Below are 25674 nucleotides of genomic sequence, written 5' to 3'. Positions count from 1 at the left end.
TCATGTTGAAAACCCGTGTCATTCCCTGTCTCGACGTTAAGGACGGTCGTGTCGTCAAAGGGGTCAATTTCGTTGATCTGATCGATGCTGGCGATCCGGTAGAACAGGCGCGCATCTATGATGCCGAAGGCGCTGACGAGCTTTGTTTCCTTGATATCACCGCATCAAGCGACAATCGCGATACAATTTTCGACGTCGTCGCTCGCACGGCAGAAGCCTGCTTTATGCCCGTCACCGTCGGTGGCGGCGTGCGTTCGCTTGAAGATATTCGCAAACTGCTTTTGGCAGGTGCCGACAAGGTTTCGATCAATACGGCCGCGGTCAATAACCCCGATTTCGTGCGCGAAGCAGCACGCAAGTTCGGGTCACAGTGCATTGTGGTTTCGATTGACGCCAAATCGACCGGCCCGGACAAGTTTGAAATCTTCACCCATGGCGGCCGAAAACCAACCGGGATTGACGCCGTTTCGTTTGCAAAACAAATGACGGAATATGGCGCCGGGGAACTTTTGGTCACCTCGATGGACCGCGATGGCACCAAGTCGGGCTTTAACCTGCCGCTGACGCGATCCATTGCGGATGCCGTACATGTGCCGGTGATTGCATCGGGCGGTGTCGGGACGCTGGACCATATGGTCGAAGGTGTGACCGAAGGCCACGCTTCCGCAGTTCTGGCTGCCTCGATCTTCCATTTCGGGACCTATCGTATCCGCGAGGTCAAGGACCACATGAAAGCCGCCGGCATCCCGGTCCGGGAGGGATGATTATGACCGATAAACATATCCTTGATCAGCTTTACAATGTGGTCTCCGCCCGCAAGGGTGCGGATCCAGAAACAAGCTATACCGCCGGACTCTTTGCCAAAGGCACGGCAAAAATCGCCCAGAAAGTTGGCGAAGAAGGCGTTGAAACCGTGATCGCGGCCCTTGCCGAAACCCCGGAAAAAGTCGCATCGGAAAGTGCCGATCTGCTTTATCACCTGACCGTGCTTTGGGCCGATCAGGGGGTAAAGCCGGAAGATGTATGGAACATACTGGCCGAACGTCAGGGCATTTCCGGTATTGCCGAAAAGGCATCCCGCACAGATAAATAGGGTCATATCCCGTCAAGATCAGGAGCATCCCCATGGCCGTCTCTGCCTATGATCCGCAAAACATCTTTGCCAAAATTCTTCGTGGCGAAATCCCGTGCAATAAGGTTTTTGAGGACGATCACGTCCTTGCCTTTCACGATATCGCCCCGCAGGCCCCGACCCATATCCTTGTGATCCCGAAGGGTGCCTATACCAGCTATGACGATCTTGCGACCAACGCGTCGGACGCCGAAATCATCGCCTATACCCGTGCAATCGGCAAAATCGCTGCCGCGGCAGGCGTGGTTGAGGATGGCTACCGCCTGATCGCCAATACCCGCGACCATGGCCGCCAGGACGTCCCGCATCTGCATGTTCATATCATTGGCGGCAAGAAGCTGGGCCTGATGCTGCCAAAAGACTAAGGTTAACGCCCGCAAAACCAGAATTCAGGGCAGGGCAGCCACGGCATCCCTGCCTTTTTGATTTACCGGAATGTCATGACCCGAGATATCTCGTCCGCCGCTAAGATTTTCCAAAGCCTTCCGGGTGACTGGGCGCTTGTGCGAGATATTCGTCCCACAGGAAAGTTCAAAGGCGATGTGACTTTTCGTCTGATAGAGCCTGAAAAGACCGGAATTATGCGCTATCGGGAGGAAGGGGTTCTTGAGCGCGGTGATGGAAAACGCTTTGACGGTTACCGCGAATACGACTTCGTTCTGCATAAAGACCCGCCCGGGATTGAGCTTCTGTTTCGCGATCCGTTAAGCTTTAGCAATCGCTATGTCCTGCTGCAATTTGGAGAAGATGCAGCCGATGGGCTTTGTGCACACGACGTTCATCCCTGTGGTGATGATTTTTATCATCATTGCATGATCTGGCATGATGAAAATCATTTCGAAACTAAAATAAATATAACTGGCCCGAAAAAAGACCATTTGTTGCACAGCATTTATCTTCGAAAACCGAAGGCCTAGGCCGCCGCAATTTCCTTAACGTTATGAGGTTCACATGTCACTGCCCCCGTTCCATCTGGCATTTCCGATTAAATCGATTGCCGATACACGCGCGTTTTATATCGATATCCTTGGCTGTGACGAAGGTCGTTCGACCGAGGCCTGGATTGATTTTGATTTCTTTGGTCATCAGCTTTCCGCCCATGTTCGCCCCGAAGCAGGACAAAATGCCGGCCCGGGGAATGTGGATGGTGATGCGGTGCCAATCCCGCATTTTGGTGCGGTTCTGGAATGGGATAAATGGCATGATCTGGCAGATCGCCTGAAAGAAGCGGGGGTTAAATTCCTGCTGGAGCCGAAAATCCGATTTAAGGGTGAGCCAGGCGAACAAGGAACTTTCTTTGTCGAAGACCCGGCCGGCAATGGTCTGGAATTCAAGACATTCCGCGATCCGGCGATGATTTTTGCGCATTAATTGGCATTTCAGGCAGAGATGATCCGACTTTGGCTTTGATGTCGCGGAACGCTTTGCCCTGCAATGCGTTATATGATCAGGTAATATGAGCGATGCCGGTTCTGATCGGTATCCGCGACATCCCTAAATCGTCGATCCACATCATCCGTCCGTCAGGAGAATTGCCCATGTCCGCCGCCAGTTCCGCCAACGCACCCCGCAAAAACCTCAACATCCTGATTGCGGCAGCGGGCGAGGATGATCGCTGGAAAGAGGCCATGGTCGCCCGCCTGACGTACGCAAATATTGTCACCCAACATGAAAATTACGATCCCGCAACAATTGACTTTACCTTGTTGTGGAAACAGCCGCAGGGGCTGCTTAAAAGCCTGACAGGACTTCAGGCGATCTTCTCGCTTGGTGCGGGGGTTGATCATGTGCTTTCGGCCCCCAGTCTTCCGGCAGATGTGCCGGTCATTCGCCTTGAAGATGCCGGTATGGCCGATCAGATGGTGCAATATCACCTGTATGCCGCGCTGCATTTCATGCGCGATTTCGATATTTATGCCCGTCAGCAGGCCAAGGCCGACTGGACCCAGCACGATGTCGCACGTATTTCGAAATGCCGGGTCGGGGTGATGGGGCTGGGTGCACTTGGTGCGGCGGTCGCCACCGCCCTGACCCAGCTTGGCTTTGCCGTATCCGGCTGGAGCCGCACGATGAAGGCGATTGATGGCATCACCACCTATGCCGGGGCGGAAACCCTCAACGAGTTCCTTGGACAATCCGACATCCTGGTTTGCATGTTGCCGCGTACCGCCAAAACCGAGGGCGTTTTGAACGGAAACACTCTGTCCCAATTGCCAAAAAATGCCGCAGTGATCAATGCCGCGCGCGGTGCAATGATTGTGGAGGCGGATCTTCTGCGCCTGATCGATACCGGGCATCTGCGCGGGGCGTTCCTTGATGTGGCGTTAACCGAACCGCTACCCGAAAGCCATCCGTTCTGGGATCATTCGAAAATCCGCATCACGCCGCATATCGCGGCAGCGACCCGGATTGAGGAATCGGTCGATCAGATCGCCGAAAATATTGATCGCATCACCCGCGGCGAAACCCCGCGCGGCCTTGTTGATCGTAAAACAGGATATTAAGCCGCATCGTCGGTAAAGGAGCAGAATGGACTGGCATAGCCAACCATTCTGCCTGCCAACGTTAGTCACCTCGAACCGCAATCAGCTTGCCATCAGTCCTTCGACCCCATTGGCAAAAAGCTGCCCCAGCCAGTCGGTAAATACCCGAACGCGCGGTGAAAGTTGCCTGTTCTGCGGATAAAGTACTGATACCGGCATCGGTTCGGGCGGGTATCGCGGCAGGATTTCCACCAGCCGACCAGCCTTCAGATCGGCCACCGCGCGGTAATACGGGACCTGAATGATCCCAAGCCCCGCAACGGCCGCGGCCATGTATAAATCAGCCCCTGTCACTGAAATATTGGCCGGGATTTCGACCTGTCGCACAAGACCATCAATCGTGAAATCAAGAGGCATCGGCTTGGCATCGGCACCGGAAAGGAAGGAAACAACCCGGTGCTCCTGGCGTTCAAAATCCTCGATCCGTTCGGGCATGCCATATTTTTCAAGATAGCCGGGACTTGCAACCGTCACCTCGGGCATTGTTGCCAAACGACGGCCGATCATGGATGAATCGACCAGCTCCCCACTGCGCAACACGCAATCATATCCTTCATGAACCAGATCGACATACCGATCACCATCCGCCACCACAAGCGTGATATCAGGATATTCATCCATAAAACCCGGCAGGGCCGGAATGACAAACATCCGGGCCAGTGTCCCCTGAAGATTGACGCGCAAAAGCCCTTTGGGCGCACAAGGCCGAAAAAGGCCGTCGGCTTCCTCCAGCTCGCCCAGTATCCGGATACAGCGCTTGTAATAAGCTTCGCCGTCTAGGGTTGGTCGAACCTGTCGGGTGGTGCGGTTCAGAAGCCGAGTACCCAACCGTTCTTCAAGGCGCTGAATGGCGTTGGTCATCGTGGCACGTGGTATCTGAAGATCCGTCGCGGCCTTGGTAAAGCTTCTGCGCTCGACAATTCGAACGAAGTTGCGCATTTCCTCAAACCGGTCCATCGCATCTCCAATTGTTATGATTTATCGAACAGTATTGTCGATTATGGGGTAATTATCCCGAATGTCATTCGGTTCATACTCCGCCTATCGAAATTGGTTCATCACCAGGCAGGAAAAACCGACATGACAAACGCAAATGAAACCAGAACCGCCATTATCACCGGTGCCGCACGTGGCATTGGTGTGGCCCTTGCCAAACGCTTGGCGGAGGATGGCTTTGCCGTTGTTATCAACTATGCCAACAGTGCCACCAGCGCAGACGCGCTTGTCGACGAACTGACAACAAACAGCCATCAGGCGATGGCAATCAAAGCCGATATCACCGATGCCGATGCCGTCAAACAGATGTTCGATCACGCCGAAACCCGTTTTGGCGGGGTTGATGTCATCGTTAATAATGCCGGTATCATGACAACACAGCCGATCTCGGAAATGAGTGACGCGGTCTATGACGCGATGATGGATACCAATGTGCGCGGCACCTTCAACATGCTGCGCGAGGGGGCCAAGCGACTGCGTAACGATGGACGTGTCATCAATTTTTCGACTACCGCCCTTCATCTGAAATTGCCGGGTTATGCTGTTTACAACGCAACCAAGGCAGCAGTTGAAGCGATGACAGGTGTTTATGCCAAGGAACTGCGTGGTCGTAACATTACGGTAAATGCCGTAGCCCCCGGCCCGGTTGCAACCGAACTGTTCCTGAATGGTAAAACCGATGAACAAATCGCGCAGTTTTCGAAAATGCCGCCGATTGAACGTCTTGGTCAGCCCGAAGACATCTCTGGCGTCGTTTCCTTCCTGGCCGGACCGGATTCCGGTTGGGTCAACGGACAGACGCTACGCGCCAATGGCGGGCTTGCCTGATCCAAATGCCAAATTGATTGCCTTGCCACCTTTCCCCCGATCCCGCGCGTCAAGGTAATTTAACATTGGTGCCGTCCTGAATAAGGACGGCACCTTTGCCGTATCACGAAAACCCTATTACCAAAACAGGGACAAGGAACTCGCAAGAACACCAGCATGCAAATTGGCAAGCATCCGATTTTGCTTCATGATGGCGCCCAGCCCCAAGCAAGGATGCCCTTATGACCAATATTACCTTCCGCTATGCTACCCGCGAAGATTTGCCTGCCATCGTTACCCTTCTCGCCGATGACGAAAAGGGTAAAACCCGCGAAGAACTGCGCGATCCGCTGCCCGATGTCTACTATGCCGCATTTGATGCCATGCAAAGTCAAAGCACCGAAGCCCTTCCAAACAAATACCTTTTAGCATGTCAGGGGAATGACATTGTCGGTTGTCTGCAACTAACCCTGATTGCCGGACTTTCGCGCAAAGGCCGTCTGCGTGCACAGATCGAAGGTGTACGGGTATCGTCGAAATGCCGGGGTCAGAAAGTGGGAGAAAAATTGATCATCGAATCTATTTCGATTTCGAAATCACTTGGTGCATCTCTTGTGCAATTCACAACCGATAAAAGCCGAAAGGATGCACACCGCTTCTACGAACGGCTTGGTTTTGTTGCCAGCCACGAAGGTATGAAAAAGGAAATCTGAGGTTTTCTGCCATTGTGATGGCAATATTTCCCAACCTTATAGTGCTATGATTGAGATCCCGAAAACACTAGCAAACGGAGCTTAAGCCATGAACCTCTCCGAACTGCAGGAAATTGCCACTCTAAAGGGCTTCACCCACCATTTCAGTGCGACCGGAAATCATGTCACCTGCGATGGCAAAGAGGTCAGCTATTCCGCCAATGATCTGACCATTATAGATAGTCGATCCGTCGATAGCGGCACCGATCCAGGTGATGATGCTACCCTTTATATGATTAAGGCCCGTGACGGTACGCGAGGCATCCTGATCGTGCCCAGCAGCTTTTATACGGAACATGACAAAGCCGAACTGATTGACCATTTGCGAAGTCAGCAGCGCGAAAACACATCAGGTAATCCTTAACCCTGGCGGAACAGTCACTCTCTTTGCGCGTTTATCAGACAAGGATAGTAAAACGAGCAAGGAGTCAGACAATGAATCTCGCAGAACTTCAGGAAAACGCCATCCGCCACGGCTTTTCGCATCAATTTGTTTATGAAAATGGCGGGTTGCGCTGTGATGGTAATGGCCCGGTCTATGATCCGGCTGATCTTAAAATCGTACATAGCAATAGCGTCGATGCCGGAACCGATCCGGGCGATGATGCCACCCTTTACATGATTGAAGCCCGCGATGGCACCAAGGGAATGATGATCATCCCGTCAAGCTTCCATACCGATCCAGCAAAGGCACAGCTGATCGATGATCTGCGTCGGAACACACATTAACTGGGGTGTGACAGCTTTTCGCGCATTCTCACAAAATGAACACAAACCTGCACTTTTGGCGACATGAAGAATGATGAGATTGACGTCATTCTCGAAATTCGATCAAAAGGCGGTAAACGCAATGTCGGACCTGTTGCCGTTTTTTCGGGCTTGGGTGGCAGATCCCAGAAGGGTGTCAGCCATTTCTCCGTCCAGCCCGGCATTGGCAGAGCTGATTACATCCGAAATTTCCCCCGCAACCGGCTCCGTGCTTGAACTTGGTCCGGGTACCGGTGTTTTTACACGGGCCCTGATCGCGCGCGGTCTTGATGAGGGCGATCTGACCTTGGTCGAAGCCGGGGCCGAATTTGCCCGATTGCTCTCAGATCGTTATCCACGAGCCCGGGTCCTGCATATGGATGCCAGCCGGATCACCTTAAACCCGCTTTATCCATCCAACGATCTAGGTGCTGCCATCAGCGGTCTGCCATTGCTTTCCATGCGGCCCCGTCAAGTGATGGGCGTTTTGAATGGTGCATTCCGTTATCTTGGACCTACCGGTGCCCTCTATCAGTTCACCTATGGCCCACGCTGCCCGATTCCAAGCACCATTCTTGATCGGATGGACCTTCGCGCCAGCCGGATCGGAACGATCATGCGCAATGTGCCACCATCGTCCGTTTACCGGATTTCCCGCGTTGCCTGATCATCTCCGATAGGCCATATGCCGGTAACCGAGGGCTTCGGCGATATGCCCACGCTTGACGTTATCCATCCCCGCCAAATCGGCAATCGTGCGGGCAACGCGCAAAACACGGTGATACCCACGAGCTGAAAGCTTCATCTGACGCGTAGCATCCTGCAACAAAGCACGCCCATCCTCATCCAGAACTGCTGCTTTTTGCAGGACCTCGCCATCTGCTTCAGCATTGGTCAAAATATTATCATTTTTATATCGTAATGACTGGGTTTCGCGCGCCGCCAAAATCCGTTTGCGCACCACCTGCGTCGTCTCGCCCGACGCCGGAAGGTCAAGTTCTTCGGGTGTGACTGCGGGAACATCAATCTGGATATCAAAACGATCCAGAAGCGGACCGGAAAGCCGCGCCTGATAATCTTCGCCACATCGCGGTGCCCGCGTGCACGACAGATCATTATCACCCAAATAGCCACACCTGCAGGGATTCATTGCCGCCACCAGCTGCACACGCGCCGGATAGGTTACATGCGCATTGGCACGCGCAACCGATACCTGCCCGGTTTCAAGTGGCTGACGCAACGCATCAAGGACATTACGCTGAAATTCCGGTAATTCATCCAAAAACAGAACGCCATGATGGGCTAAGGAAATCTCGCCAGGGCGGACACGATGGCCACCGCCAACAAGTGCAGGCATGGATGCCGAATGGTGGGGCTGTCGGAAGGGTCGTGTGCGGATAAGACCGCCTTCGGGCAGCATCCCGGAAACCGAATGGATCACGGTAGTTTCAAGGGCCTGTCTGGCATTCAATTCTGGCAAAAGCCCCGGCAGACGAGCTGCAAGCATCGATTTTCCCGAACCGGGCGGGCCGCTCATCAATAAATTATGACCGCCAGCCGCAGCAATTTCGAGCGCGCGTTTGGCACTTTCCTGCCCCTTGATATCGCGTAGATCTGGCAATGATAGGGGAGATGAGCTAACCTTCGGCGCACATGGCCGCGACAGGATCTGAGTTCCTTTGAAATGGTTGATCAATCCGGTCAAACGCGATGGTGCCAGAATTTCAAGGTCCCCTGCCCAAAGCGCTTCCGCACCGTTATCTGCCGGGCAGATAATCCCCCGATCCAAGCCACTTGCCTGCATGGCCGCCGGTAAAATTCCGCCGACGCCGGTGATACTGCCATCAAGCCCCAATTCACCCAGCACGACAAAATTCGCAATGTCTTCGTGCCCGATCACATCCATCTCGGCCAAAAGACCCAACGCAATCGGCAGATCGAAATGCGATCCTTCCTTTAGTAAATCGGCGGGGGCCAGATTGATTGTGATGCGCTTGGGCGGCAATGCCAGCCCCATCGCTGAAAGCGCGGATCGCACACGTTCGCGCGCTTCGGAAACCGCCTTGTCGGGCAAACCAACCACGCTAAAAGCGGGCAATCCGCTTGCCATCTGAACCTGCACATCGACCGGAATTGTATCAATCCCGGCAAAGGCGACGGTCATAACCCGTGCTGTCATGTGGTGCTGATCCCCGTAACCCCAAGTTATATATACCACTTTGGCGGGAAACAGGGATCAAGGCAACAAGTCGTTTATCCCTTATGGCTCAGGCGCAACTTGCTCCGTCTTCCGATGACATATCAGTATTGATCATCCAGGGTGTGCCAAACTTGTCTGTAAACATGCCATAGCCCGGTGACCAGAAGGTTTCCTCGAACGGCATGGTGACTTCGCCACCTGACGAGAGAGTATCAAACATTTTTCTGGCGTCGGTCGCATTTTCAAAATGCAGGGATGCTGTCATGCCCTGCATTTTAGTGAAATATTCCGGTGGGCAGTCGGATGCCATCAAATGCCAGCCATCGCCCATCAGGCACGCATGGGCAATCCTGTCATTATGCTCAGGCGAGTCAGCAGCCATTGGTGTATCGCCGAATGGCATCATGATCAGTTCACCACCCAAGATGGATTGATAGAATTCAAATGCCTGGCGGCAGTTCCCATCGAAATTCAGATAGGTGATCAGTTTCATCGGGACATTCCTTTATGTGTAAAATCTGGTGGGTTTGGAGATTTACGGCTGCAACCCGAACTGAGCGGCACCGTTTTCAAAATCAAAGGGCACGGAAAAATGTTCATGCGCGATGCGCCATTCACTACCCTGCTTTTCAAGGTGGTAGCTTGACCGCATCCAGCTTGCCTGCTCGGTCCCGTCTTCCTTGCGCATACCGCACCGGATCAGGAACCGTGCAACTGCCAGATGACCGGAAACACAAATTATCGGTTCCTGCGGTTCCATGATGAATTCGTCATCGAACGCCATGCAGCGTTCCTAATGGGCACGATAGTCGTCGCGGCCCTTGAATTGTAGGGGACCAACCGCGTCATAGGAGCAGATATCATCGCTATATAACGCCATGATACCCTCGAGATCCTTGTTACGCGCTGCCGTTGACCAGCGGGTGAAAATCTCGCGGATAGCAACTTTGTCTTTGCTTTGTTTATCAGTCATGGGGCATTTCCTTGCGTTGGTGGTGCGAGGGATTGGCTAAAATTTTGCGTGAAGTTTTCAGATGCCTTTGGCGGCACGTTCAATCCCGGCGATATCGAATTTTTCCATCGACATCATGGTTGTTGCCACCCGGGCCGCAACATCCGGATCCGGATCGTTCATCAGTTCGATCAGACGAACCGGAGTGATCTGCCAGAAAAAACCGAACCTGTCTTTTAGCCAGCCGCACTGTCTGGGTTCCCCACCTTCGGAAAGGCAGTCCCAGTAATAATCAACTTCTGCCTGATCATTGCAGGACACAGTGAAGGAAACAGCCTCGGTAAACTTGAACTGCGGCCCACCGTTAAGGGCTGTGAATTGTTGACCTTCAAGCTCGAAGCTTACTGTCAAAACATTACCTTCCGGTCCGGGTCCGGCCTTGCTGCTGCGCAAGATTTTGCCGATCGTGGCATTTGGAAAAACGGACGCATAAAATTTGACGGCTTCTTCGGCGTTGCCGTCAAACCATAGAAAGGGGCTGATCTTCTGCATCGGGCTTCCTCCTTGCCGTTCAGAAGTGAATTCGAAATCAGGTGAAGCGTGGTGGCGCTTGATCAGTTTTCTCTTATTTTCCCGTTTGACAAATACGTTGATATCAACATAATTATCTGATGTCAAAAAAAGATTTCAACCAGAACGATAAAGTCCCGTTTTCATCGACGCTGATGGTGCGTGACAGTTGTCTTTGTCTGCATGTGCGGCGGGCCGCACGCACGATTGCACGCCGGTTCGACGATGCTTTTCGCCCGCTTGACCTGACTAGTGGGCAATATTCCCTGCTGATGTCGCTTAACCGGCCACACCCGCCGCACATGCAAGATGTTGCTGATTTGCTGGCGATGGATCGCACAACACTGACCGCCAATCTTAAACCGCTGGAAAGACGGGGGCTGGTTGCAATCGATATCGACCCCAAGGATAAACGCAGTCGTTTGCTGACTCTAACCGATCAGGGAATGGCGTTGCTCGTTAAAGCCTTTCCGATCTGGCAAAAAACCCAGAAAGACCTCAATGCACTGGTCACGAATTCCGATTCGCGCCACCTTTTGACAGATTTGATCAGCCTGACGAATGGCTAGGACAGAATCAGATGATCAGTCTTCGGAAGGTTCGGATTTGGCCAGATCTTCAGATGCATCGCCATCAGTCGCATCGCCGTCACGCGGCGGCAGGAATTCCTTGCGACATGGAACAGCAACACCGTCTACAACGGTCCAGCCAAAATTGCGGAACTTGCCAAAGCTTTCTTTTTTCATCGTGATGCCGCTAGCGCGGTGCTTGCGCACTTCGGCGGAATCTTCGCCCTGAATTTTTCCGGCCCGGGCCCAAGCCCGTTCACGCATGGATTTGGTAATGTCGGTCATGAAACCCGTTTCATCTGAAAAGTTGCTGCCCGACATCATAACACATCTGGCTGCCCCGCCACGCTATAGCGTGTTTAACTGGCCCGGACAATATTGCATCCATGCAGATCAGATCTGTCGAACCGGAAGCAAATTATACCGCATCGCAAGCATGGCTGGGCGATTGGCCATGCCCGCCATCCAATGGCGCAGATCGTCTGAAACAGCAAAACACCCATCGGGCCAGCGGAAATCAACATATTCAAGGGCTGCGGCCACCGAAAGAGTGCCGATATCTGGCCTATCTGTTGTAAGGCTGCTGATCCCGACTTTTATGGCGTCAATGCTTGCATAAACCGCGGCACGATGACGATCCATTACGAAATGAAAACGTTCAGTTTCCGGGCGTTTGCTATCGGCGAATAACCGCCTGGTCGAGGACATCATACCGTCACGCAAAGTAGCATCCGTCCAAGGATCGATCATAATTTCAGAAATATCGCCTCACAATCCCAATTCGCGGACAATGATCCGCACCTTCCGTGAAAAGGGCGATGTCGGCGAATAGTAAAGCTGCATGGTAGGAACTATGGGATCCTCCCTAGATCGTTAAATCCGGTGTCCAGCCAATATTTTCCAGATGCCAGTTGGCCCGCCAGTTTTCGCCCTTTCGGTCCAGTGTCAGGTAATTGCGTGCAGCGCAATAGGTGCCAATCCGCCCAGGAAGCGGCTTAAGTTTGGTCGGGCGACCGGGCAGGGGATTATCGCCAATCCATGCCAAAAGACCAAGCACACGTGCAAACGCCAACGGCGGGGCAGTGTGCGAAATGCCCGATGCCACCAGTTGGTGAATGGACTTGCCATGGGTTTCAAACGTGCCGCGGGTCGCCACATGAATTTCCCCCGAAAGCAGGGTCATGTCATAACCGCGCTTGACGACGACATCTTCAATGGTTTCCAGAAAACGGCACCATTCCTTACGATGCCAGCGACTTTGCCACTGATCGCGCAGGTCATCTTCGTACTTCTGCGCACTGGGCATCAGATGCAGGATCGCCTCGACCAGTGACAGGCGCGGGCCAATCACCGGCACACTCGACATCAACAAAATACGATGATGTTCCGGAATCGTATCGAGTGTCGCAATCATGTCCCGCCAACCATGTTCGCCCATGATCGCATGCGGGGTCCGTTCCGACCGCAAGTCGGGCGCAATCACCGAAAATCCGGGGAAATCCGTACGCCAGCCAAGGCTTTGCCCCGAACGATCCAGTATTTTCTGCGGCAATTCGTCGGGCGCGGTGCAAAGCTGCATCAGGCAAAATGCTTCACGCGCACAGGCAAACATGCCCTTTGCGACCATGCTGTCATGAAACCATTTCTTGTGACTGCCCCAGCCGTCAAAAATGTCGTGGTCATCCCACATCATCAAAGATGGCACCCGCGCCAGTATATGGCTGATCTGCGGCTGTCCATAAATTTCAAGATAATGTTCCAGATAGAATTTCAGAACACTATTGCGCATCTCGGGGGTGAAATCCGCTGCCAGTTTCTGCTGACGTCTCGTCTTTTTCCATGTGACAATATCAGGATGGCATCCCCAGACCCCGTCGGCATAAATCTGGTCCCCGCCATGCAAAAACAGGGAAAAAGGCCGTTTTTGATGTTCGCGGGCCAAATCAATCCACAGCGCATTACGATCCGCCAAAGGTCGGTCCAAATCACCGTCTTCTTGTCCGTTACACGAGACAAACCCGATCCGAAGGTCATGAGTCAAATCGGTATTCACATAATATGTTTCGATATCGAAACTGTAACGCGCATCCGACACAACCGGCAGCTCGAAATCATAACGCCAGTAATGACGCCCGAACCGGTTCGCAAGCTTTGTCGGGGTTACAATATCCTCACCCATGATTCGAAACTCGGCCGGATCGGCTCCTTCCGGCGTCACAACAAGGGCGGCCAGACGGACCGTTTTATCGTCGCTGCCACGCGCGAACAGGAACGGGCCAAAGGTACCGTTTGTTGAAATTGCGCTGTTTTGCTTATCCGCCATGCAATCGGATTCCGCCTTGTTGATGATTGATCCCAAAACCATACGCAGAAACAGGCATTTGGTTCCAGCCTGCGGGCATGAATTCAGTCACATCAACGGATATGGGCAGCAAATTGGTGCAGAATTGCCGATGAAATCCGGCCATTTCGCGGCCATTCGTTCCGACCAGACAGGGGGCCAGAAAAAGGGGCAAATGGTTAAACCGCTTGCCCCGAAAATCGTCCCGTCGTCAAATCCGATCAGGACAGGCGGGTTTCAATCGCATCCCAGATCAGGGATTCCAGTTTCGATCCGTCAAAACGGTTTACCTCCTGAAGCCCTGTCGGCGATGTGACGTTGATTTCCGTCATATAATCGCCAATCACGTCAATCCCGACAAAGATCAGATCGCGCTTTTTCAGTTCCGGCCCAATGCGTTCGCAAATCTCAAGTTCACGCGGGGTCAGCATGGATTTTTCCGCTACCCCGCCAACATGCATGTTCGACCGTGCCTCACCCTCGGCCGGGACACGGTTGATCGCACCGACAGGTTTGCCATCGACCAGAATGATGCGTTTGTCGCCTTTGCGCACATCGGGCAAGTAAGCCTGTACCATCAAAGGCTCGCGCGACTGCGCGGCGAATAGTTCCAACAACGAATTCAGGTTTTCGTCACCCGGTTTCAGATGGAAAACACCAGCCCCGCCATTGCCAAACAGCGGCTTGACAATGATGTCCTTGAATTCCTCGCGGAAATCCCGAATACGCGCGGCCGACCGGGTAATCAGGGTCGGCGGCATCAGATCGGGAAACTCTGTAACGAAAATCTTTTCCGGCGCATTGCGGACATGACCAGGGTGGTTGACCACGAAGCTTTCCGGATGAACGGCTTCAAGCAGATGGGTTGCCGTGATGTAATTCATATCAAACGGCGGGTCCTGACGCATCAGGATCACATCGGTTTCTTTGGCGAGATCTATGATCTTTGCCTCACCCAGATCATAGTGATTGCCCTTCTCGTAACGAAGCGTCATCGGGCGGACTTCCGCCTTGATCCGACCGCGGTCATAAAACATGTCATCGGGATGATAGTGCAAAAGATCATAACCGCGTGACTGGGCTTCAAGCCCCATCACAAAGGTTGAATCCCCCTTGATATCGATCGATGCGATCGGATCCATCTGAATGGCGACGATACGACTCATAAAACGCTTTCTCCTGTTGCCGGAAAGCCGACCACTGCTGCAAATGCGGCCAAACCCGGCCAATTGTGATCATTTGCGGGCGTGACTTGACCCGGCTGGCCTTCCCGGCCAAATGATGCGATATGTTGTACATATTGTGGTTGGTTACAATTTGGCTGAATTTTTATCATTCGCCATTCCGGTTTCGCAATCGCGATCACAGAATTTCTTAAAACGAGTAGACAGGCTGTCACATGGCATTCTTCAGCAAATTCGGCAAATTCCGCATCAAACAGGTGGGCGCGCGCTTCCGCTACATGACGGCGGCATCCGTCTTTGCCACAGCCTTTGCGATTGCCGCACCGGTTTCAATCAGCCTTACGCCCGCAAGTGCTTTGGCGCAGTCAGGCGCGATAGATCAGGCAACCATCGAGAAAATCGAAAACTATCTTGAGGACATCACCACACTGAAAGGTGATTTCGTCCAGATTTCGTCGGATGGTGGCGCCGCAGAGGGCAAGCTTTATATGGAACGGCCCGGCAAGATGCGGTTTGAATACAACCCGCCTGCTCAAATCCTGCTGGTCTCCACCGGGTCTGATTTCATTTATTATGATAAGGAAATCAACGCCCCGACCTATTTCAATGTCGACGAAACCCCGGCCGGTATCATTCTGGCAAAGGACGTATCTCTGACGCGAGAGGTCAAGGTTGTTGATTTCAAACGTACCGCCGAAACCATGCGGGTTGAAATGGTGCGCAAATCCGATCCGGGTGCTGGCAGTGTCACACTGGTGTTTCAGGAAAATCCGATGCAGTTGCGTCAATGGATTGTCACCGACCCCGCCGGGGTAGAGACGACCGTGACCCTGTTCAATACCGAAGAAGGCATGAAGCTGGACCCGGCATTATTCAAATTTGACCGTATCTGGCCAAATCAGCGCGGCTGATTTCAAAATTCCCGGTCAACTTCACGAAAATGTCAAATCCGCCTGACAAAGCGGTTAAGCATTCCGATTCAAGCTCTTGCAAACATTGTTGTTTCGCAACGATCAATCGGTATGACATTTTTCACCGGAATCCACGAAATTTATCGCCAATAAGCGGCCCTGATCTATGGCAGACGGGGGTTATAGTTCCTATATGAAAATCTGTCACAAGGTTCCCGAATTTTGATGTGGGAGCCAAGTGTGAGGAACAGGTCTCCCCTACCTTTCCTCACGCTCCAGATCATCGGAGCGCTGGCGTCCGGTTCTCCCCCCCTGACCGGACGCCTTTTTTCTGCCCAACACATACGATATCCGGCGCTTTGGGCAAAAAATCTGTCAAATCCATTACCGATTTCACGGCCTGTTAATTTTGATTGCCTAGTAATGTTTGGCATGATTCCCTTGGAACGTATTTACGACAGTGCCAGCAGGATAAAATCCGCCAATGATCAATGACTTTCTCAAATCCGTTTCCCAGTTCTCTGACCCGCGTTTTCGCAAGGTTGTGTGGATCGGCGTTGCCGGCGCGTTGGCAACAATTGTCGGGCTATGGATGCTGATTGGCTTTGGCCTGAATTCGGTAACCTTTTTTGCAGATGGCGGCTGGATGGAAACTGCGGCAGACTGGCTGCTTGGCGTTGGTCTGGCATTTTTGGTGCTGTTGATGTTCCCGGCAGCGACCGTGCTGATTTCAAGCCTGCTGCTTGATCAGATCGCCGATGCGGTCGAAGATAAATATTATCCAGCCCTGCCCGACACCCGCCCGCAACCGATCACCGAAGCCCTGATCAGCGGTCTTAAATTCGCATTGACCGCTTTGGCGCTTAACATCCTGATACTGCCGCTTCTTTTGGCCGGGCCGGTCTACATCATAGCGTTCTATGCAATGAATGGGTATCTGCTTTCGCGCGAATATTTTGAACTGGTGGCCGCACGTCGTTATGATGTGCACACGGTGAACGCCATTCGCAAGAGCCGCCAGATGAAACTGTGGTTTGCTGGGATCGGCCTGACATTCCTGATGACCGTGCCACTGGTCAACCTTGTGGCTCCGATCATTGCGACTGCCTTTATGGTACATTACTCCGTCCGTCTGGGCGCGTTCGAAAACCGGACCACAGCCTGACGCCATTCCGGTGGGCATCGGATAAAACGGCGGAAACCTGAAACAAAACTGCAAGACAAGGATTTGGTCATCCCCATGTTCGGAAAGAAAAAAGCCAACAAAACAGTCGACAGCAGCCCGGCTTCGTCAGATACATCTTCTTCCAGATTGAATTCAGGCGGTCTTTCCGACAGCACAGCTTCCTCGCCGAACACGTCGACTTCGGACGAAAGTGCGAGTGCCAGCAACGATACCGCCACAAAAACAGAAAAACGTAGTGAGCCGCAGCTATTTACCCAGCCGCGCACAAAGGAAGAACCGCAAATGTCCAGCAAACCGCATTCCACCAGCTTCCGCCCGGAAATCCCGAAGCGCCCGCTTGAAATTCCGACCCGCGGCAGTGCTGGCCGTCCGAGCGCAACACCAAGCAATACCGAAGGCAAGAAGCTGACGGTTGGCCGCGACATCCGTCTGGCTGGCGAAATCGGTTCCTGCGACGTTCTCGTCGTAGAAGGCCATGTTGAAGCCCAGATAAAGGAATGCACCCGTCTTGAAGTTTCCCACGGTGGAACCTTTGTTGGCACCGCCCAGGTCGACGAAGCCGAAATCAGCGGTACCTTCGAAGGCGATCTGACAGCCCGCCGCGTCATCGTGATCGGCACGGCCGACATCAACGGCAAAATCACCTATGGTGCGCTTCAGATCGAAAACGGTGCCCGTATCAAAGGCTCGCTGGAATATGTTGAAGGCAGCGACGACGGCACCAGCCGTACCGGTCATTCGGCTGCGATCACCATTCCGCGTAAAAGCGACGACATCTGACCCGTGACCGGCACAAACCGCTCACCAATCCATACGACCCCGAAACAGATCCGGCGCGGTGTAACACACCCCGCCGGGCTTCTTTGCGCGATGATACTGATCGCGACCTCGCTTGTGGCATGTGGTGGTAATGCCATCCCGCCGGGCAGCACCAATCAGAACTATGGCAAGGCTACATCGGCCAGTTCGCCGCGCGTGACGCAGAACATCCCGAAAAAACCCGAAGCGTCTGCCACTGGTAGCACAACGGCAACAGAACCCGCGGCAAGCTCGACTGGCACGGCCAAATCGAAGTCGCCGCGTATCACGGTTGCCATTCCGCCTATTCCCTTTAAATCAATCAAGGCTGAAACCCTGATGGGTCTTTCAGAGGACGCGGTAAAACAAAAAATCGGCGAACCGGAAATGACCCGCGGCGAAGGCCCCGCTCGGGTTTGGCAATACCGTTCCGATGACTGCTCCTTTGATGCGTTCTTTTTCCCAGCTGCCGAAGGGCAAAAACGTAAAATGACCCATATGCTTGCCCGCAAACGCAAAAGTGCCGATAAAATCTCGGTCCAAGATTGCCTCGATCAGGTCGTAAAATCCCAGGCTACCCTAAACAACAAGGGCTAAAAGCCCAAAAGGAACAGGTATTTGCACCATTTTCCCATATCGCAGCCGATTTTTTCAAATTTCGCGATATACCGGTATTTCCTTGGTCGAATATTTACCTTTTCCCGTCACGCTTGGGAAAATTTCTCATAAATCCACCACATCGGATGGATTTAAGGTCTTCGTCCCGAAACTTCAGACACGATACGCGAGCCCATGAAAAAACACGCCCATCGTCTTGTCAGAAATTCGCTGGCAGGTGCAGCTGCCGCCCTTGTCGCTTTGATCTCTCAGGCTGCGATAGCGCAAAATGCGCCGCAACTGATTGATGTATATGGAAAATGGGAAGCCTATAGCTATTCCGAAAAAGGCAAAAAAGTTTGCTATATCGGAAGTCAGCCGACATCTGCCAAGGGCGACTATACCCAACGCGGCAAAATCTATGTCATGGTCACGCACCGTCCGGCGCTTAAACTGTTCAACGAGGTCAGCTTCATCACCGGCTATACCTATGAAAAGGATAGCGATGTTGATCTTCGAATCGATTCCAAAAGCTTCAAGTTGTTTACCTACGAAGATTCAGCCTGGGCCGTGAACGGTGAGGAAGACCGAAAACTGGTTAGTGCCATGAAGTCGGGCAGCACGATGGTTGTTGTCGGGAACTCGTCACGCGGCACGAAAACCACCGATACGTACTCTCTTTCCGGTTTTACCGCTGCCTATAATGCAATTTCAAAGGCTTGCGACGCCAAACCTGTTAGCTAACCCAATAGCAAACCGATAATTCCCTGCTGCGGTTTAAGGTGCTTGTAAAGCCGCATCGCGTCCAGCAAATAGCTGCAATGTGAATTTTATCGTTTGTAAATTGCCCCGGCCCCGCTATATGCGGGGCCATGGTTTATGCGCCAAAAGCATTTTGTGGGAAAACCTGTTATAGTCCCACCCGTTGCAAATCGGCGCGCATCGGATGCACAAAACCAGACACGGTACGATGCACCCGGTGACGAAGAACATACGCCGATAAACGCCAAACACCAAAGAGAGAACCCGGGATGACCGACGTCCTGTCCGAAAACGCGACCCAAAACGCTGCAAACGGTGAAACACCGTCTGGCCCGACGCTGACTGACTTCGTAACACGCGCCGCCAATGGGCAGGCTGCTGACGGACGTCGTGATCTCGTCGGCCTGTCGCGCGATCAGCTGACCGAACTGCTTCGCGAAATGGGTGAAAGCAAGTTTCGCGTCAAACAGATGTGGAACTGGATTTATAACCGCGGTGTCAAAGACATCGAAGATATGACCAACATTTCCAAAAAGCTTCGCGATCGACTGTCGCAGGACTTCTATATTGGTCGCCCGGTTCTAACAGCCGATCAGAAAAGCTCGGACGATACCCATAAATGGCTGATGAAGTTCCATGACGGTAACGAAGCCGAAACCGTCTACATCCCAGATCGCAACGAAGATCGTGGTGCTGTCTGCATTTCATCGCAGGTCGGCTGCACACTGACCTGCAAATTCTGCCATACCGGTACCCAGCTTCTGGTTCGCAACCTTACCCCTGGCGAAATCATCAGCCAGTTCATGGTTGCCCGTGACAGTTATGGCGAATGGCCAACACCTGCAAACGGTATCCGCCGTCTTTCAAACATTGTCATGATGGGCATGGGCGAGCCGCTGTTTAACTATGAAAATGTCCGCGAAGCGCTGAAAATCGCCATGGATGGCGAAGGAATTTCAATTTCGCGCCGTCGCGTTACCCTCTCGACTTCTGGCGTTGTACCGGAAATCGTGCGTTGTGGCGAGGAACTCGGTGTTGGTCTGGCCATTTCACTGCATGCGCCTGATGACGATCTGCGTAATGAAATCATGCCGATCAACAAGAAATACCCGCTCAAGGAACTGATGGATGCCTGCCGCCATTATCCCGGTATGTCCAATTCTCGCCCGATCACCATGGAATATGTGATGCTAAAAGGCGTTAACGACAAACCTGAACATGCACGCGCGCTGGCAAAGCTGGTCAAGGGTGTCCATTGCAAATTCAACCTGATCCCGTTCAATAAATGGCCGGGTTCGGACTATGAATGCACGCCGACCAACGACATCAAGAAATTCGCACATACGTTGCTTGAACTCGGCTACGAAGCACCAATCCGCTGGCCGCGCGGCCGCGATATCTTGGCAGCTTGCGGCCAGTTGAAATCCGAAAGCCAGCGCCAGCGTAAATCGCGTGTCGGCGGCTGTGGCAATGCTTCGAGCGACGAAAGTACCAATGTGGTTGCCGCGCAGTAACTACCGCGCAGAACACGGTAAACATCTGGAATTGCAAACGGGCAGGTTCATCCTGCCCGTTTTCTTTTTTGGTGAAAAATATCCACCTTTGTCACTGCCAAGAAGAAACATTTTTTATAAAAATAAAATCAATCATTTATTTCTGATTGATAATTATATCCATTTCGCCTGAAGTTTCTTCGGAGGTAAGTCGTCGGACGTTTTCATATCCGAAATATCAAGATTGATTGCCAGGACTCCGCCCAGTCCACCGACCGTCATTTCTGAAATACGGCGACCGACCCCGTCCTTGTCCAGACCGGAAAGATACGCATCACGGGCCGCCCCATCGACGAAATCAATGGCTAATGCATGGGTGAAACCCTGACTAAGCCCGCTTCCCGGTGTTTTTTGGACCCGCGGCAAAGGCCAGAATTCCCGGCGTTTCAAGGGCAACTTGCGATAATTCTTCAAGAAGGTCCGTGATCTGTGCTGCCAAAACACCGTCTCCGATCTGTAACAGCACGATGTGACGCAACATCAGGGTTTGGCCTCCGCCAGTTTGGCCTGATCAACAGATGCCGGCAGCAAAACAAATTTACGTCCCATGCGGTTCATATGACCGGCATGCAGAGCGGCATCCTCGCCTGGACCAAAGAAGATATCCCCGCGTACCGGGCCACGAATGGCGCCGCCCGTATCTTGCGCAACCATCAGACGATGAAATCTGGCATCGGCATTCATCGCATCATCGGTTTCAAGCCAGATCGGAACCCCCATGGCATGGAAACGCCGGTCAACCGCCAATGACCGCCCCGGTTCCAACGACACTCCCTGCGATCCCAACGGCCCGGCATCGGGATCATCCGGATCGGTTTTCAGCGGATTGAAAAACACAAAGGATGCGTTGGTATTCATCACATCAGCTGCCTGATCGGGATGATCGGATAACCATTGCCGGATGGTTTGCAAAGATACGGTTTCACGCGTCAATTCTCCCCGTTCGATCAGTTCCCGACCAATTGCGAAATAGGGATGTCCGTTGGTCGCCGCATATCCGATGCGCAACACACTGCCATCTGGCAAAACAACACGGCCCGATCCCTGAATTTGCAGGAAAAAGGCATCAATCGCGTCATCAACCCAGACAAGTTCAAGATCCCGCCCCGCAAGTGCACCATTTTCAATCGCCGCACGGTCATAATAGGGCTTTACATTTTTACCCTCAATCCGACCAACCAGTGTTGTGCCATTAAGGTCCTCACGAAACGCGCCAAGATCAATTGACACCATATCGTCAGGTTTCAGATAAATCGCCGTCTGGAAAGGTCCTTCGCGGGTCAGATTACCGCGCAGTTCCGGCTCGAAATAACCGGTAAACAATCCTTCGGGATCGTCGTTATTGCCCACCAGCCACGGTTTGAATCCGCTTTGGAAAAAGGTGCGTGCGTCTTCCTTGCGTATCGCATCGGGCTCAAGTGCCAGCGCGGTTTCACACAATCCGCGCCAGTCACCAACCGTTCCCATCCGCCGGTCCGGGCCAATATCGCGGTCATCAGAACGTTTGATCATTGCAGCACAGGACCGCTGAAATGCTTTCAGGCTGCCGCGCATGTCGTCAGACTGCCAACCGTCAAGATGATTGAAGTCCGTGGCACTCAGTGTCAGTGCATCTGCTGGCTTTTCCGGTACCTCTCCCCATCCGACAAAACCGGCAATATCGGTCCAAAACAGCCAGACAAGAGCACCTGTCGCTCCGATAAAAACCGCAATGAATGAAAGAAGTCGCGACAAAACCAGACGTCTTTTCAAGGCAAAACCCGCTATCTGCAAAATCCGGATCAGAACCGGCAAGATGATTTGACCCATGCTTGCCCATTTCAATTATCTGCCGCGATTTTCCGAAAACATGCTTAACAAGCCGATAATCGAAACCCACAACGGCCATCAAATCCATAAAATCAGGCAATAAAAAAGACGACCCGTCTGGATCGCCTTTATCAATTCAGTGCCAGTGGAGACCGCCAAATTACTGCGCGGTTTCTTCTTCCGGCGTTTCGGTCGCAACCAGCTGCCAGTTTGGATCGCGGCTTTCAATATTGCGTGCGAATGTCCAGAGGTCTTCGGCCTCGACCACCTGATTCGGATCGCCGGAAATCACATCACCTTCATTATTGAGGATGACTGATACTTCCTCGGACACGAATTTGATCGTGATATAGGCGGTGCGGCCCTCAAGGCTGGCATCGTGAATGGTGGCACTTTTGATTCCAACCAGCGTGGTTTCCTCGCGCTCTCCCTTTTCGGCACGAGCATCAATGGCGGCGGCAAAGTTTTTATAGACTTCGGCCGAAAGAAGCGGGTTCAGGCCATCCTTGTCACCCTTGGCAAAATATTCGACGATCATTTCGAACGCCATCCGCGCCCCGTTCAGGAAATCCTGTTGGGTAAAGTCGGGATCGGCTTTCTGGATTTGCTGCAACACGCCAAAGGCGCTGCTATCAGCAGGAACCGTTCCTTCGTTCTTTCCAACTGCCTTATCTGCATCAGGCAGGCGATATACATTATCCGTCGGCTGCGGCACGCCATTTTGGGCACCTTTGCTGTCATCCTCGTGCGAACGACGGCCAAAAACATCCGTTGGACCCTGCTTTTCCTCGCCATTGCGGCGCCCAAGGGTACTGCGCAGGCGCAAAACCAGAAAAACAGCGATCAATGCGAAAAGAATGATGTCGAAATACTGCAAGCCCGGACTCTTGATCTGTAAGGTTTCGAAAAACGCCAAAAACAGCAAAACTGCCGTGGTCGAGAAATGGTATGGACCGAAGCGAATGCAAGGGCAACTCCCGATCGCATTTAAAATGTGATCGGTTTCACCATGTTCATCCGCACAATCATCATATTGTCGCGAACATGGTGGTAAACTGCCGCATTTTCGTCCAGTTATACCGGTAGTTTGCCGCCAAATTCAGAAAGTATTTCAAGCAAGATTAAAGCGAAATAACTGAAAACCAACATGTTTATGCAATACTGCGCTTTGCGGACCGGTCCTGTCAAAGTATGTTTGCCTGACAGGCTATGATCAAACCTGATCATATCGACCAAATGCAAAGCCGAGCGGAGCAAAAATGGGCTTTTATTTTCTGGCCATCTTCGTGGCCATGCCGATCATCGAAATTGCCGTCTTCATTCAGGCGGGCGAACTGATTGGCCTGTGGCCAACGATTGGCATCGTCATCCTGACCGCTGTGGTCGGAACTTCGCTGATGCGCGCCCAGGGTTTGCAAACCCTTGCCCGTGCGCAGGCACAAATGGATCAGGGTGAAATGCCAATTGGCGAGTTGTTTGACGGCATCTGCATTCTGGTTGCCGGTGTGCTGCTTCTGACTCCGGGTTTTGTCACCGATACCATGGGCTTCCTGTTATTGGTCCCGCCACTACGCAGGGCGGTTGGTACCGGCGTCATTATGAAACTGGTTCAGTCAGGTAATATCCGCACCAGTTTTTCGCGCCGGACCTATGGCAATCCGGGTTCGTCATCAGGCGGTGCTTCTACTGGCCCAGGGCGACGTCCGGGCACTGGTCCAATCATAGATGGTGATTTCGAAAATGTCAGTCCAGCCAACGGAAATGGTGAGGGCCAAGGTGAAACGGGTCACGACGCCAATAATGATGATCCCCGCAATCTGCCACCCAATAATTCATAATATCTGGCTTCCGCCTCGTCTGGCGTAACCGATTGCATTGAACGATATCGACAGGACCCTTGGCGATGCCTCGGGTCCTGTTTTCGTTTTGGTGGCCTGTTCAATACCTTGCGGGACGCTCTTTAAACCTGAACCAGACCGCAGGCAATCACGTACGAAATGCTCATGTTTCGCCACTTATGACCCGTGCAGGATGTTACGGCGATTTTCTTGCCCGTATCCAGAAGACATGCTAGGCCATGAAAGGACATGCCGCGGGGTTGCGGCGTCAGAAACAAGCATACCAGCCAGTTTCAGATCATCTGACCATGCTGCCAATGCCTTGTCAGATACGTTCTGAACGGCTTGTTTCTGATCAAGACCGAGATTCAAGGGAGTTATACTTTAATGGCCGAGAACACCACCGGTGCAGCACAGAGCGGCGAAGAACAGAAGCCGACTGGCAACCCGATCACGATCCATACCCAGTACATCAAGGATCTTTCCTTCGAAAATCCGAATGCACCGGAAAGCGTAGCTCTGCAACAGCAGCCGAAAATCAACATCGATGTCGATGTCGAGGCGCGCACGACTCAGGATCAGAAACTTCACGAAGTTACCGTCAAGATCAACGTCAAAGCCGATGTTGCCGACAAGATCGCTTTCATTGCCGAACTTCAGTATGGTGCCGTCGTGACGCTTAATGTGGCTGACGAACATCGTTTGCCGGTTCTTCTGATTGAAGTTCCACGTATGCTGTTCCCCTATGTCCGCAAAATCATCTCTGACCTGACTGCCGATGGTGGATTCCCGCCGTTGATGATGCAGCAGATTGATTTTGCTGATCTTTTCCGCAAGAAATTTGCCAAACAGATGGATGGCCAGCCTGCTGGAAATGCCTGATTTCCTGTTTGGTACGATACCAAAACAAAGGCCGCCAAACAGGCGGCCTTTTTATTTTAATACCGAAATGATTTTCGGATGATCGATAAATCACCCTGAAATCATCCCGATCAGAACGGGCGGGCAATGACCATAAAGACAATAACCACCATCAGGATGGTTGGTCCCTCGTTCAAAATTCTGAAGAACTTCTGGGACTTGGTGTTTGCATCGGCGTCAAACATACGGCGATAGCGCGCCATCATCATATGCATCCCGGTCATCAGCACCACGCACAGCAATTTAACGTGGAACCATCCCTCGGTCATCACACCGGCCGCATGGATCAGATAACCGCCGAAAATCCACGATGCAATCATCGCCGGATTCATGATCGCGCGCAGCAACCGGCGTTCCATGACCTTAAATTTCTCGCTGGCTTCCGAACCTGCTTCCACTTCGCAGTGATAGACAAAAAGCCGCGGCAGATACAAAAGCCCTGCCATCCAGGCAATAATGCTGATGACATGCAGGGATTTGATAACGCTGTAGGTATCCATGTCTCT

At 52.6% G+C, this 25674-nt stretch carries 34 protein-coding genes and 1 pseudogene; 20 read left to right on the top strand and 15 right to left on the bottom strand.

The window, feature by feature from the left end; all coding sequences use genetic code 11:
- The first annotated feature begins 2 nt into the window (after positions 1–2).
- From hisF to TH468_RS06840, 6 genes are all read left to right on the top strand, one after another.
- Complete coding sequence (gene hisF, locus TH468_RS06865; RefSeq protein WP_063092231.1) at positions 3–764, top strand: imidazole glycerol phosphate synthase subunit HisF; 762 nt, start codon at positions 3–5, stop codon at positions 762–764.
- A 2-nt stretch (positions 765–766) separates the two neighbouring features.
- Positions 767–1093 (top strand): phosphoribosyl-ATP diphosphatase, encoded by a 327-nt coding sequence (locus TH468_RS06860; RefSeq protein ID WP_085643027.1) that lies wholly within the window; start codon positions 767–769, stop codon positions 1091–1093.
- A gap of 32 nt (positions 1094–1125) precedes the next feature.
- Positions 1126–1497 (top strand): histidine triad nucleotide-binding protein, encoded by a 372-nt coding sequence (locus TH468_RS06855; protein WP_085642788.1) that lies wholly within the window; start codon positions 1126–1128, stop codon positions 1495–1497.
- 75 nt (positions 1498–1572) lie between these two features.
- Positions 1573–2049: a DUF6314 family protein gene (locus tag TH468_RS06850; RefSeq protein ID WP_085642787.1), complete on the top strand. Its 477-nt coding sequence runs from the start codon at positions 1573–1575 to the stop codon at positions 2047–2049.
- 34 nt (positions 2050–2083) lie between these two features.
- On the top strand, positions 2084–2503 hold the full coding sequence (locus tag TH468_RS06845) for a VOC family protein (protein WP_085642786.1): 420 nt from the start codon (positions 2084–2086) through the stop codon (positions 2501–2503).
- A 167-nt stretch (positions 2504–2670) separates the two neighbouring features.
- The gene (locus TH468_RS06840) at positions 2671–3636 is read left to right on the top strand and encodes a glyoxylate/hydroxypyruvate reductase A (RefSeq protein WP_246832244.1); all 966 of its coding nucleotides are present in this window, start codon (positions 2671–2673) and stop codon (positions 3634–3636) included.
- 81 nt (positions 3637–3717) lie between these two features.
- Here TH468_RS06840 and TH468_RS06835 read toward each other — a convergent pair whose 3' ends face one another.
- Positions 3718–4632 (bottom strand): LysR family transcriptional regulator, encoded by a 915-nt coding sequence (locus TH468_RS06835; protein ID WP_085642784.1) that lies wholly within the window; start codon positions 4630–4632, stop codon positions 3718–3720.
- A 123-nt stretch (positions 4633–4755) separates the two neighbouring features.
- Between TH468_RS06835 and TH468_RS06830 the strand changes: the two genes are divergently transcribed.
- The 5 genes from TH468_RS06830 (at position 4756) to TH468_RS06810 (ending at position 7644) form a co-directional block, all read left to right on the top strand.
- A complete protein-coding gene (locus TH468_RS06830; protein ID WP_085643025.1) occupies positions 4756–5499 on the top strand; it encodes an SDR family oxidoreductase in 744 nt (247 codons plus the stop codon).
- A gap of 221 nt (positions 5500–5720) precedes the next feature.
- Positions 5721–6191: a GNAT family N-acetyltransferase gene (locus TH468_RS06825; protein WP_085642783.1), complete on the top strand. Its 471-nt coding sequence runs from the start codon at positions 5721–5723 to the stop codon at positions 6189–6191.
- A gap of 88 nt (positions 6192–6279) precedes the next feature.
- The gene (locus TH468_RS06820; protein WP_085642782.1) at positions 6280–6594 is read left to right on the top strand and encodes a phosphoribosylpyrophosphate synthetase; all 315 of its coding nucleotides are present in this window, start codon (positions 6280–6282) and stop codon (positions 6592–6594) included.
- 71 nt (positions 6595–6665) lie between these two features.
- Positions 6666–6959, top strand: a complete 294-nt coding sequence (locus TH468_RS06815; protein ID WP_085642781.1) for a phosphoribosylpyrophosphate synthetase — start codon at positions 6666–6668, stop codon at positions 6957–6959.
- Positions 6960–7131: 172 nt separating this feature from the next.
- Entirely contained in the window at positions 7132–7644 is a 513-nt protein-coding gene (locus TH468_RS06810; RefSeq protein WP_246832243.1) for a class I SAM-dependent methyltransferase, read from the top strand.
- On the opposite strand, the gene TH468_RS06805 is transcribed toward TH468_RS06810, so the two are convergent.
- The 4 genes and pseudogenes from TH468_RS06805 to TH468_RS06790 form a co-directional block, all read right to left on the bottom strand.
- Entirely contained in the window at positions 7645–9156 is a 1512-nt protein-coding gene (locus TH468_RS06805; protein WP_085642779.1) for a YifB family Mg chelatase-like AAA ATPase, read from the bottom strand.
- 88 nt (positions 9157–9244) lie between these two features.
- Positions 9245–9670, bottom strand: a complete 426-nt coding sequence (locus TH468_RS06800) for a VOC family protein (protein ID WP_085642778.1) — start codon at positions 9668–9670, stop codon at positions 9245–9247.
- A 42-nt stretch (positions 9671–9712) separates the two neighbouring features.
- Positions 9713–10150 (bottom strand): annotated as a pseudogene (locus TH468_RS06795) (nuclear transport factor 2 family protein).
- Positions 10151–10207: 57 nt separating this feature from the next.
- Positions 10208–10681: a VOC family protein gene (locus TH468_RS06790; protein ID WP_085642777.1), complete on the bottom strand. Its 474-nt coding sequence runs from the start codon at positions 10679–10681 to the stop codon at positions 10208–10210.
- Between the two features lie 119 nt (positions 10682–10800).
- Here TH468_RS06790 and TH468_RS06785 point away from each other — a divergent pair, with 119 nt between their 5' ends.
- A complete protein-coding gene (locus TH468_RS06785) occupies positions 10801–11268 on the top strand; it encodes a MarR family winged helix-turn-helix transcriptional regulator (RefSeq protein ID WP_085642776.1) in 468 nt (155 codons plus the stop codon).
- Between the two features lie 15 nt (positions 11269–11283).
- Here the strand turns inward: TH468_RS06785 and TH468_RS06780 are convergent, their stop codons facing one another.
- The 5 genes from TH468_RS06780 to gshB all read right to left on the bottom strand — a co-directional run bounded on the left by TH468_RS06780 (position 11284) and on the right by gshB (position 14775).
- Positions 11284–11553, bottom strand: a complete 270-nt coding sequence (locus tag TH468_RS06780; RefSeq protein WP_246832242.1) for a hypothetical protein — start codon at positions 11551–11553, stop codon at positions 11284–11286.
- Positions 11554–11661: 108 nt separating this feature from the next.
- A complete protein-coding gene (locus TH468_RS06775) occupies positions 11662–12018 on the bottom strand; it encodes a hypothetical protein (RefSeq protein WP_085642774.1) in 357 nt (118 codons plus the stop codon).
- Between the two features lie 18 nt (positions 12019–12036).
- Positions 12037–12111 carry a glutathione S-transferase N-terminal domain-containing protein gene (locus TH468_RS21990; protein ID WP_139834668.1) on the bottom strand — a complete coding sequence of 25 codons (75 nt, stop codon included), beginning with the start codon at positions 12109–12111 and terminating at the stop codon, positions 12037–12039.
- A 22-nt stretch (positions 12112–12133) separates the two neighbouring features.
- On the bottom strand, positions 12134–13591 hold the full coding sequence (locus tag TH468_RS06770; RefSeq protein WP_246832241.1) for an alkaline phosphatase D family protein: 1458 nt from the start codon (positions 13589–13591) through the stop codon (positions 12134–12136).
- A 239-nt stretch (positions 13592–13830) separates the two neighbouring features.
- Positions 13831–14775 carry a glutathione synthase gene (gene gshB / locus TH468_RS06765; protein WP_085642772.1) on the bottom strand — a complete coding sequence of 315 codons (945 nt, stop codon included), beginning with the start codon at positions 14773–14775 and terminating at the stop codon, positions 13831–13833.
- 233 nt (positions 14776–15008) lie between these two features.
- On the opposite strand from gshB, the gene TH468_RS06760 reads away from it, so the two are divergent.
- Positions 15009–15704: an outer membrane lipoprotein carrier protein LolA gene (locus tag TH468_RS06760; RefSeq protein WP_085642771.1), complete on the top strand. Its 696-nt coding sequence runs from the start codon at positions 15009–15011 to the stop codon at positions 15702–15704.
- A gap of 484 nt (positions 15705–16188) precedes the next feature.
- Positions 16189–16869 carry an EI24 domain-containing protein gene (locus TH468_RS06755; RefSeq protein WP_085642770.1) on the top strand — a complete coding sequence of 227 codons (681 nt, stop codon included), beginning with the start codon at positions 16189–16191 and terminating at the stop codon, positions 16867–16869.
- Here the strand turns inward: TH468_RS06755 and TH468_RS21920 are convergent.
- The gene (locus TH468_RS21920) at positions 16824–17183 is read right to left on the bottom strand and encodes a hypothetical protein (RefSeq protein WP_223304931.1); all 360 of its coding nucleotides are present in this window, start codon (positions 17181–17183) and stop codon (positions 16824–16826) included. The two genes, TH468_RS06755 and TH468_RS21920, sit on opposite strands and share 46 nt — an antisense overlap.
- Here TH468_RS21920 and TH468_RS06750 point away from each other — a divergent pair.
- From TH468_RS06750 to rlmN, 4 genes are all read left to right on the top strand, one after another.
- A complete protein-coding gene (locus tag TH468_RS06750) occupies positions 17173–17670 on the top strand; it encodes a polymer-forming cytoskeletal protein (protein WP_246832240.1) in 498 nt (165 codons plus the stop codon). The two genes, TH468_RS21920 and TH468_RS06750, sit on opposite strands and share 11 nt — an antisense overlap.
- 3 nt (positions 17671–17673) lie before the next feature.
- On the top strand, positions 17674–18285 hold the full coding sequence (locus TH468_RS06745) for a hypothetical protein (protein WP_085642768.1): 612 nt from the start codon (positions 17674–17676) through the stop codon (positions 18283–18285).
- A gap of 195 nt (positions 18286–18480) precedes the next feature.
- Positions 18481–19029 (top strand): invasion associated locus B family protein, encoded by a 549-nt coding sequence (locus tag TH468_RS06740; RefSeq protein ID WP_085642767.1) that lies wholly within the window; start codon positions 18481–18483, stop codon positions 19027–19029.
- Positions 19030–19316: 287 nt separating this feature from the next.
- Positions 19317–20561 (top strand): 23S rRNA (adenine(2503)-C(2))-methyltransferase RlmN, encoded by a 1245-nt coding sequence (rlmN, locus tag TH468_RS06735; RefSeq protein ID WP_085642766.1) that lies wholly within the window; start codon positions 19317–19319, stop codon positions 20559–20561.
- Positions 20562–20714: 153 nt separating this feature from the next.
- Here the strand turns inward: rlmN and TH468_RS06725 are convergent, their stop codons facing one another.
- The 3 genes from TH468_RS06725 to TH468_RS06715 form a co-directional block, all read right to left on the bottom strand.
- Positions 20715–20966, bottom strand: a complete 252-nt coding sequence (locus TH468_RS06725; protein ID WP_246832239.1) for a hypothetical protein — start codon at positions 20964–20966, stop codon at positions 20715–20717.
- A 114-nt stretch (positions 20967–21080) separates the two neighbouring features.
- Positions 21081–22352, bottom strand: a complete 1272-nt coding sequence (locus TH468_RS06720; protein WP_085643023.1) for a murein transglycosylase A — start codon at positions 22350–22352, stop codon at positions 21081–21083.
- A 217-nt stretch (positions 22353–22569) separates the two neighbouring features.
- Positions 22570–23286 carry a Tim44/TimA family putative adaptor protein gene (locus TH468_RS06715; protein WP_139834657.1) on the bottom strand — a complete coding sequence of 239 codons (717 nt, stop codon included), beginning with the start codon at positions 23284–23286 and terminating at the stop codon, positions 22570–22572.
- Between the two features lie 382 nt (positions 23287–23668).
- Between TH468_RS06715 and TH468_RS06710 the strand changes: the two genes are divergently transcribed.
- The gene (locus TH468_RS06710; RefSeq protein ID WP_085642763.1) at positions 23669–24247 is read left to right on the top strand and encodes an FxsA family protein; all 579 of its coding nucleotides are present in this window, start codon (positions 23669–23671) and stop codon (positions 24245–24247) included.
- Between the two features lie 387 nt (positions 24248–24634).
- The gene (gene secB / locus TH468_RS06705) at positions 24635–25129 is read left to right on the top strand and encodes a protein-export chaperone SecB (protein ID WP_085642762.1); all 495 of its coding nucleotides are present in this window, start codon (positions 24635–24637) and stop codon (positions 25127–25129) included.
- Positions 25130–25239: 110 nt separating this feature from the next.
- Here the strand turns inward: secB and hemJ are convergent, their stop codons facing one another.
- Positions 25240–25668, bottom strand: a complete 429-nt coding sequence (gene hemJ, locus TH468_RS06700; RefSeq protein ID WP_085642761.1) for a protoporphyrinogen oxidase HemJ — start codon at positions 25666–25668, stop codon at positions 25240–25242.
- Positions 25669–25674: the final 6 nt, after the last annotated feature.

The sequence above is a fragment of the Thalassospira sp. MCCC 1A03138 genome, assembly GCF_002115785.1.
Taxonomy (GTDB): domain Bacteria; phylum Pseudomonadota; class Alphaproteobacteria; order Rhodospirillales; family Thalassospiraceae; genus Thalassospira.
Note: the sequence above shows the minus strand (reverse complement) of the source record. Positions and strands in the feature narration are given on the sequence as shown.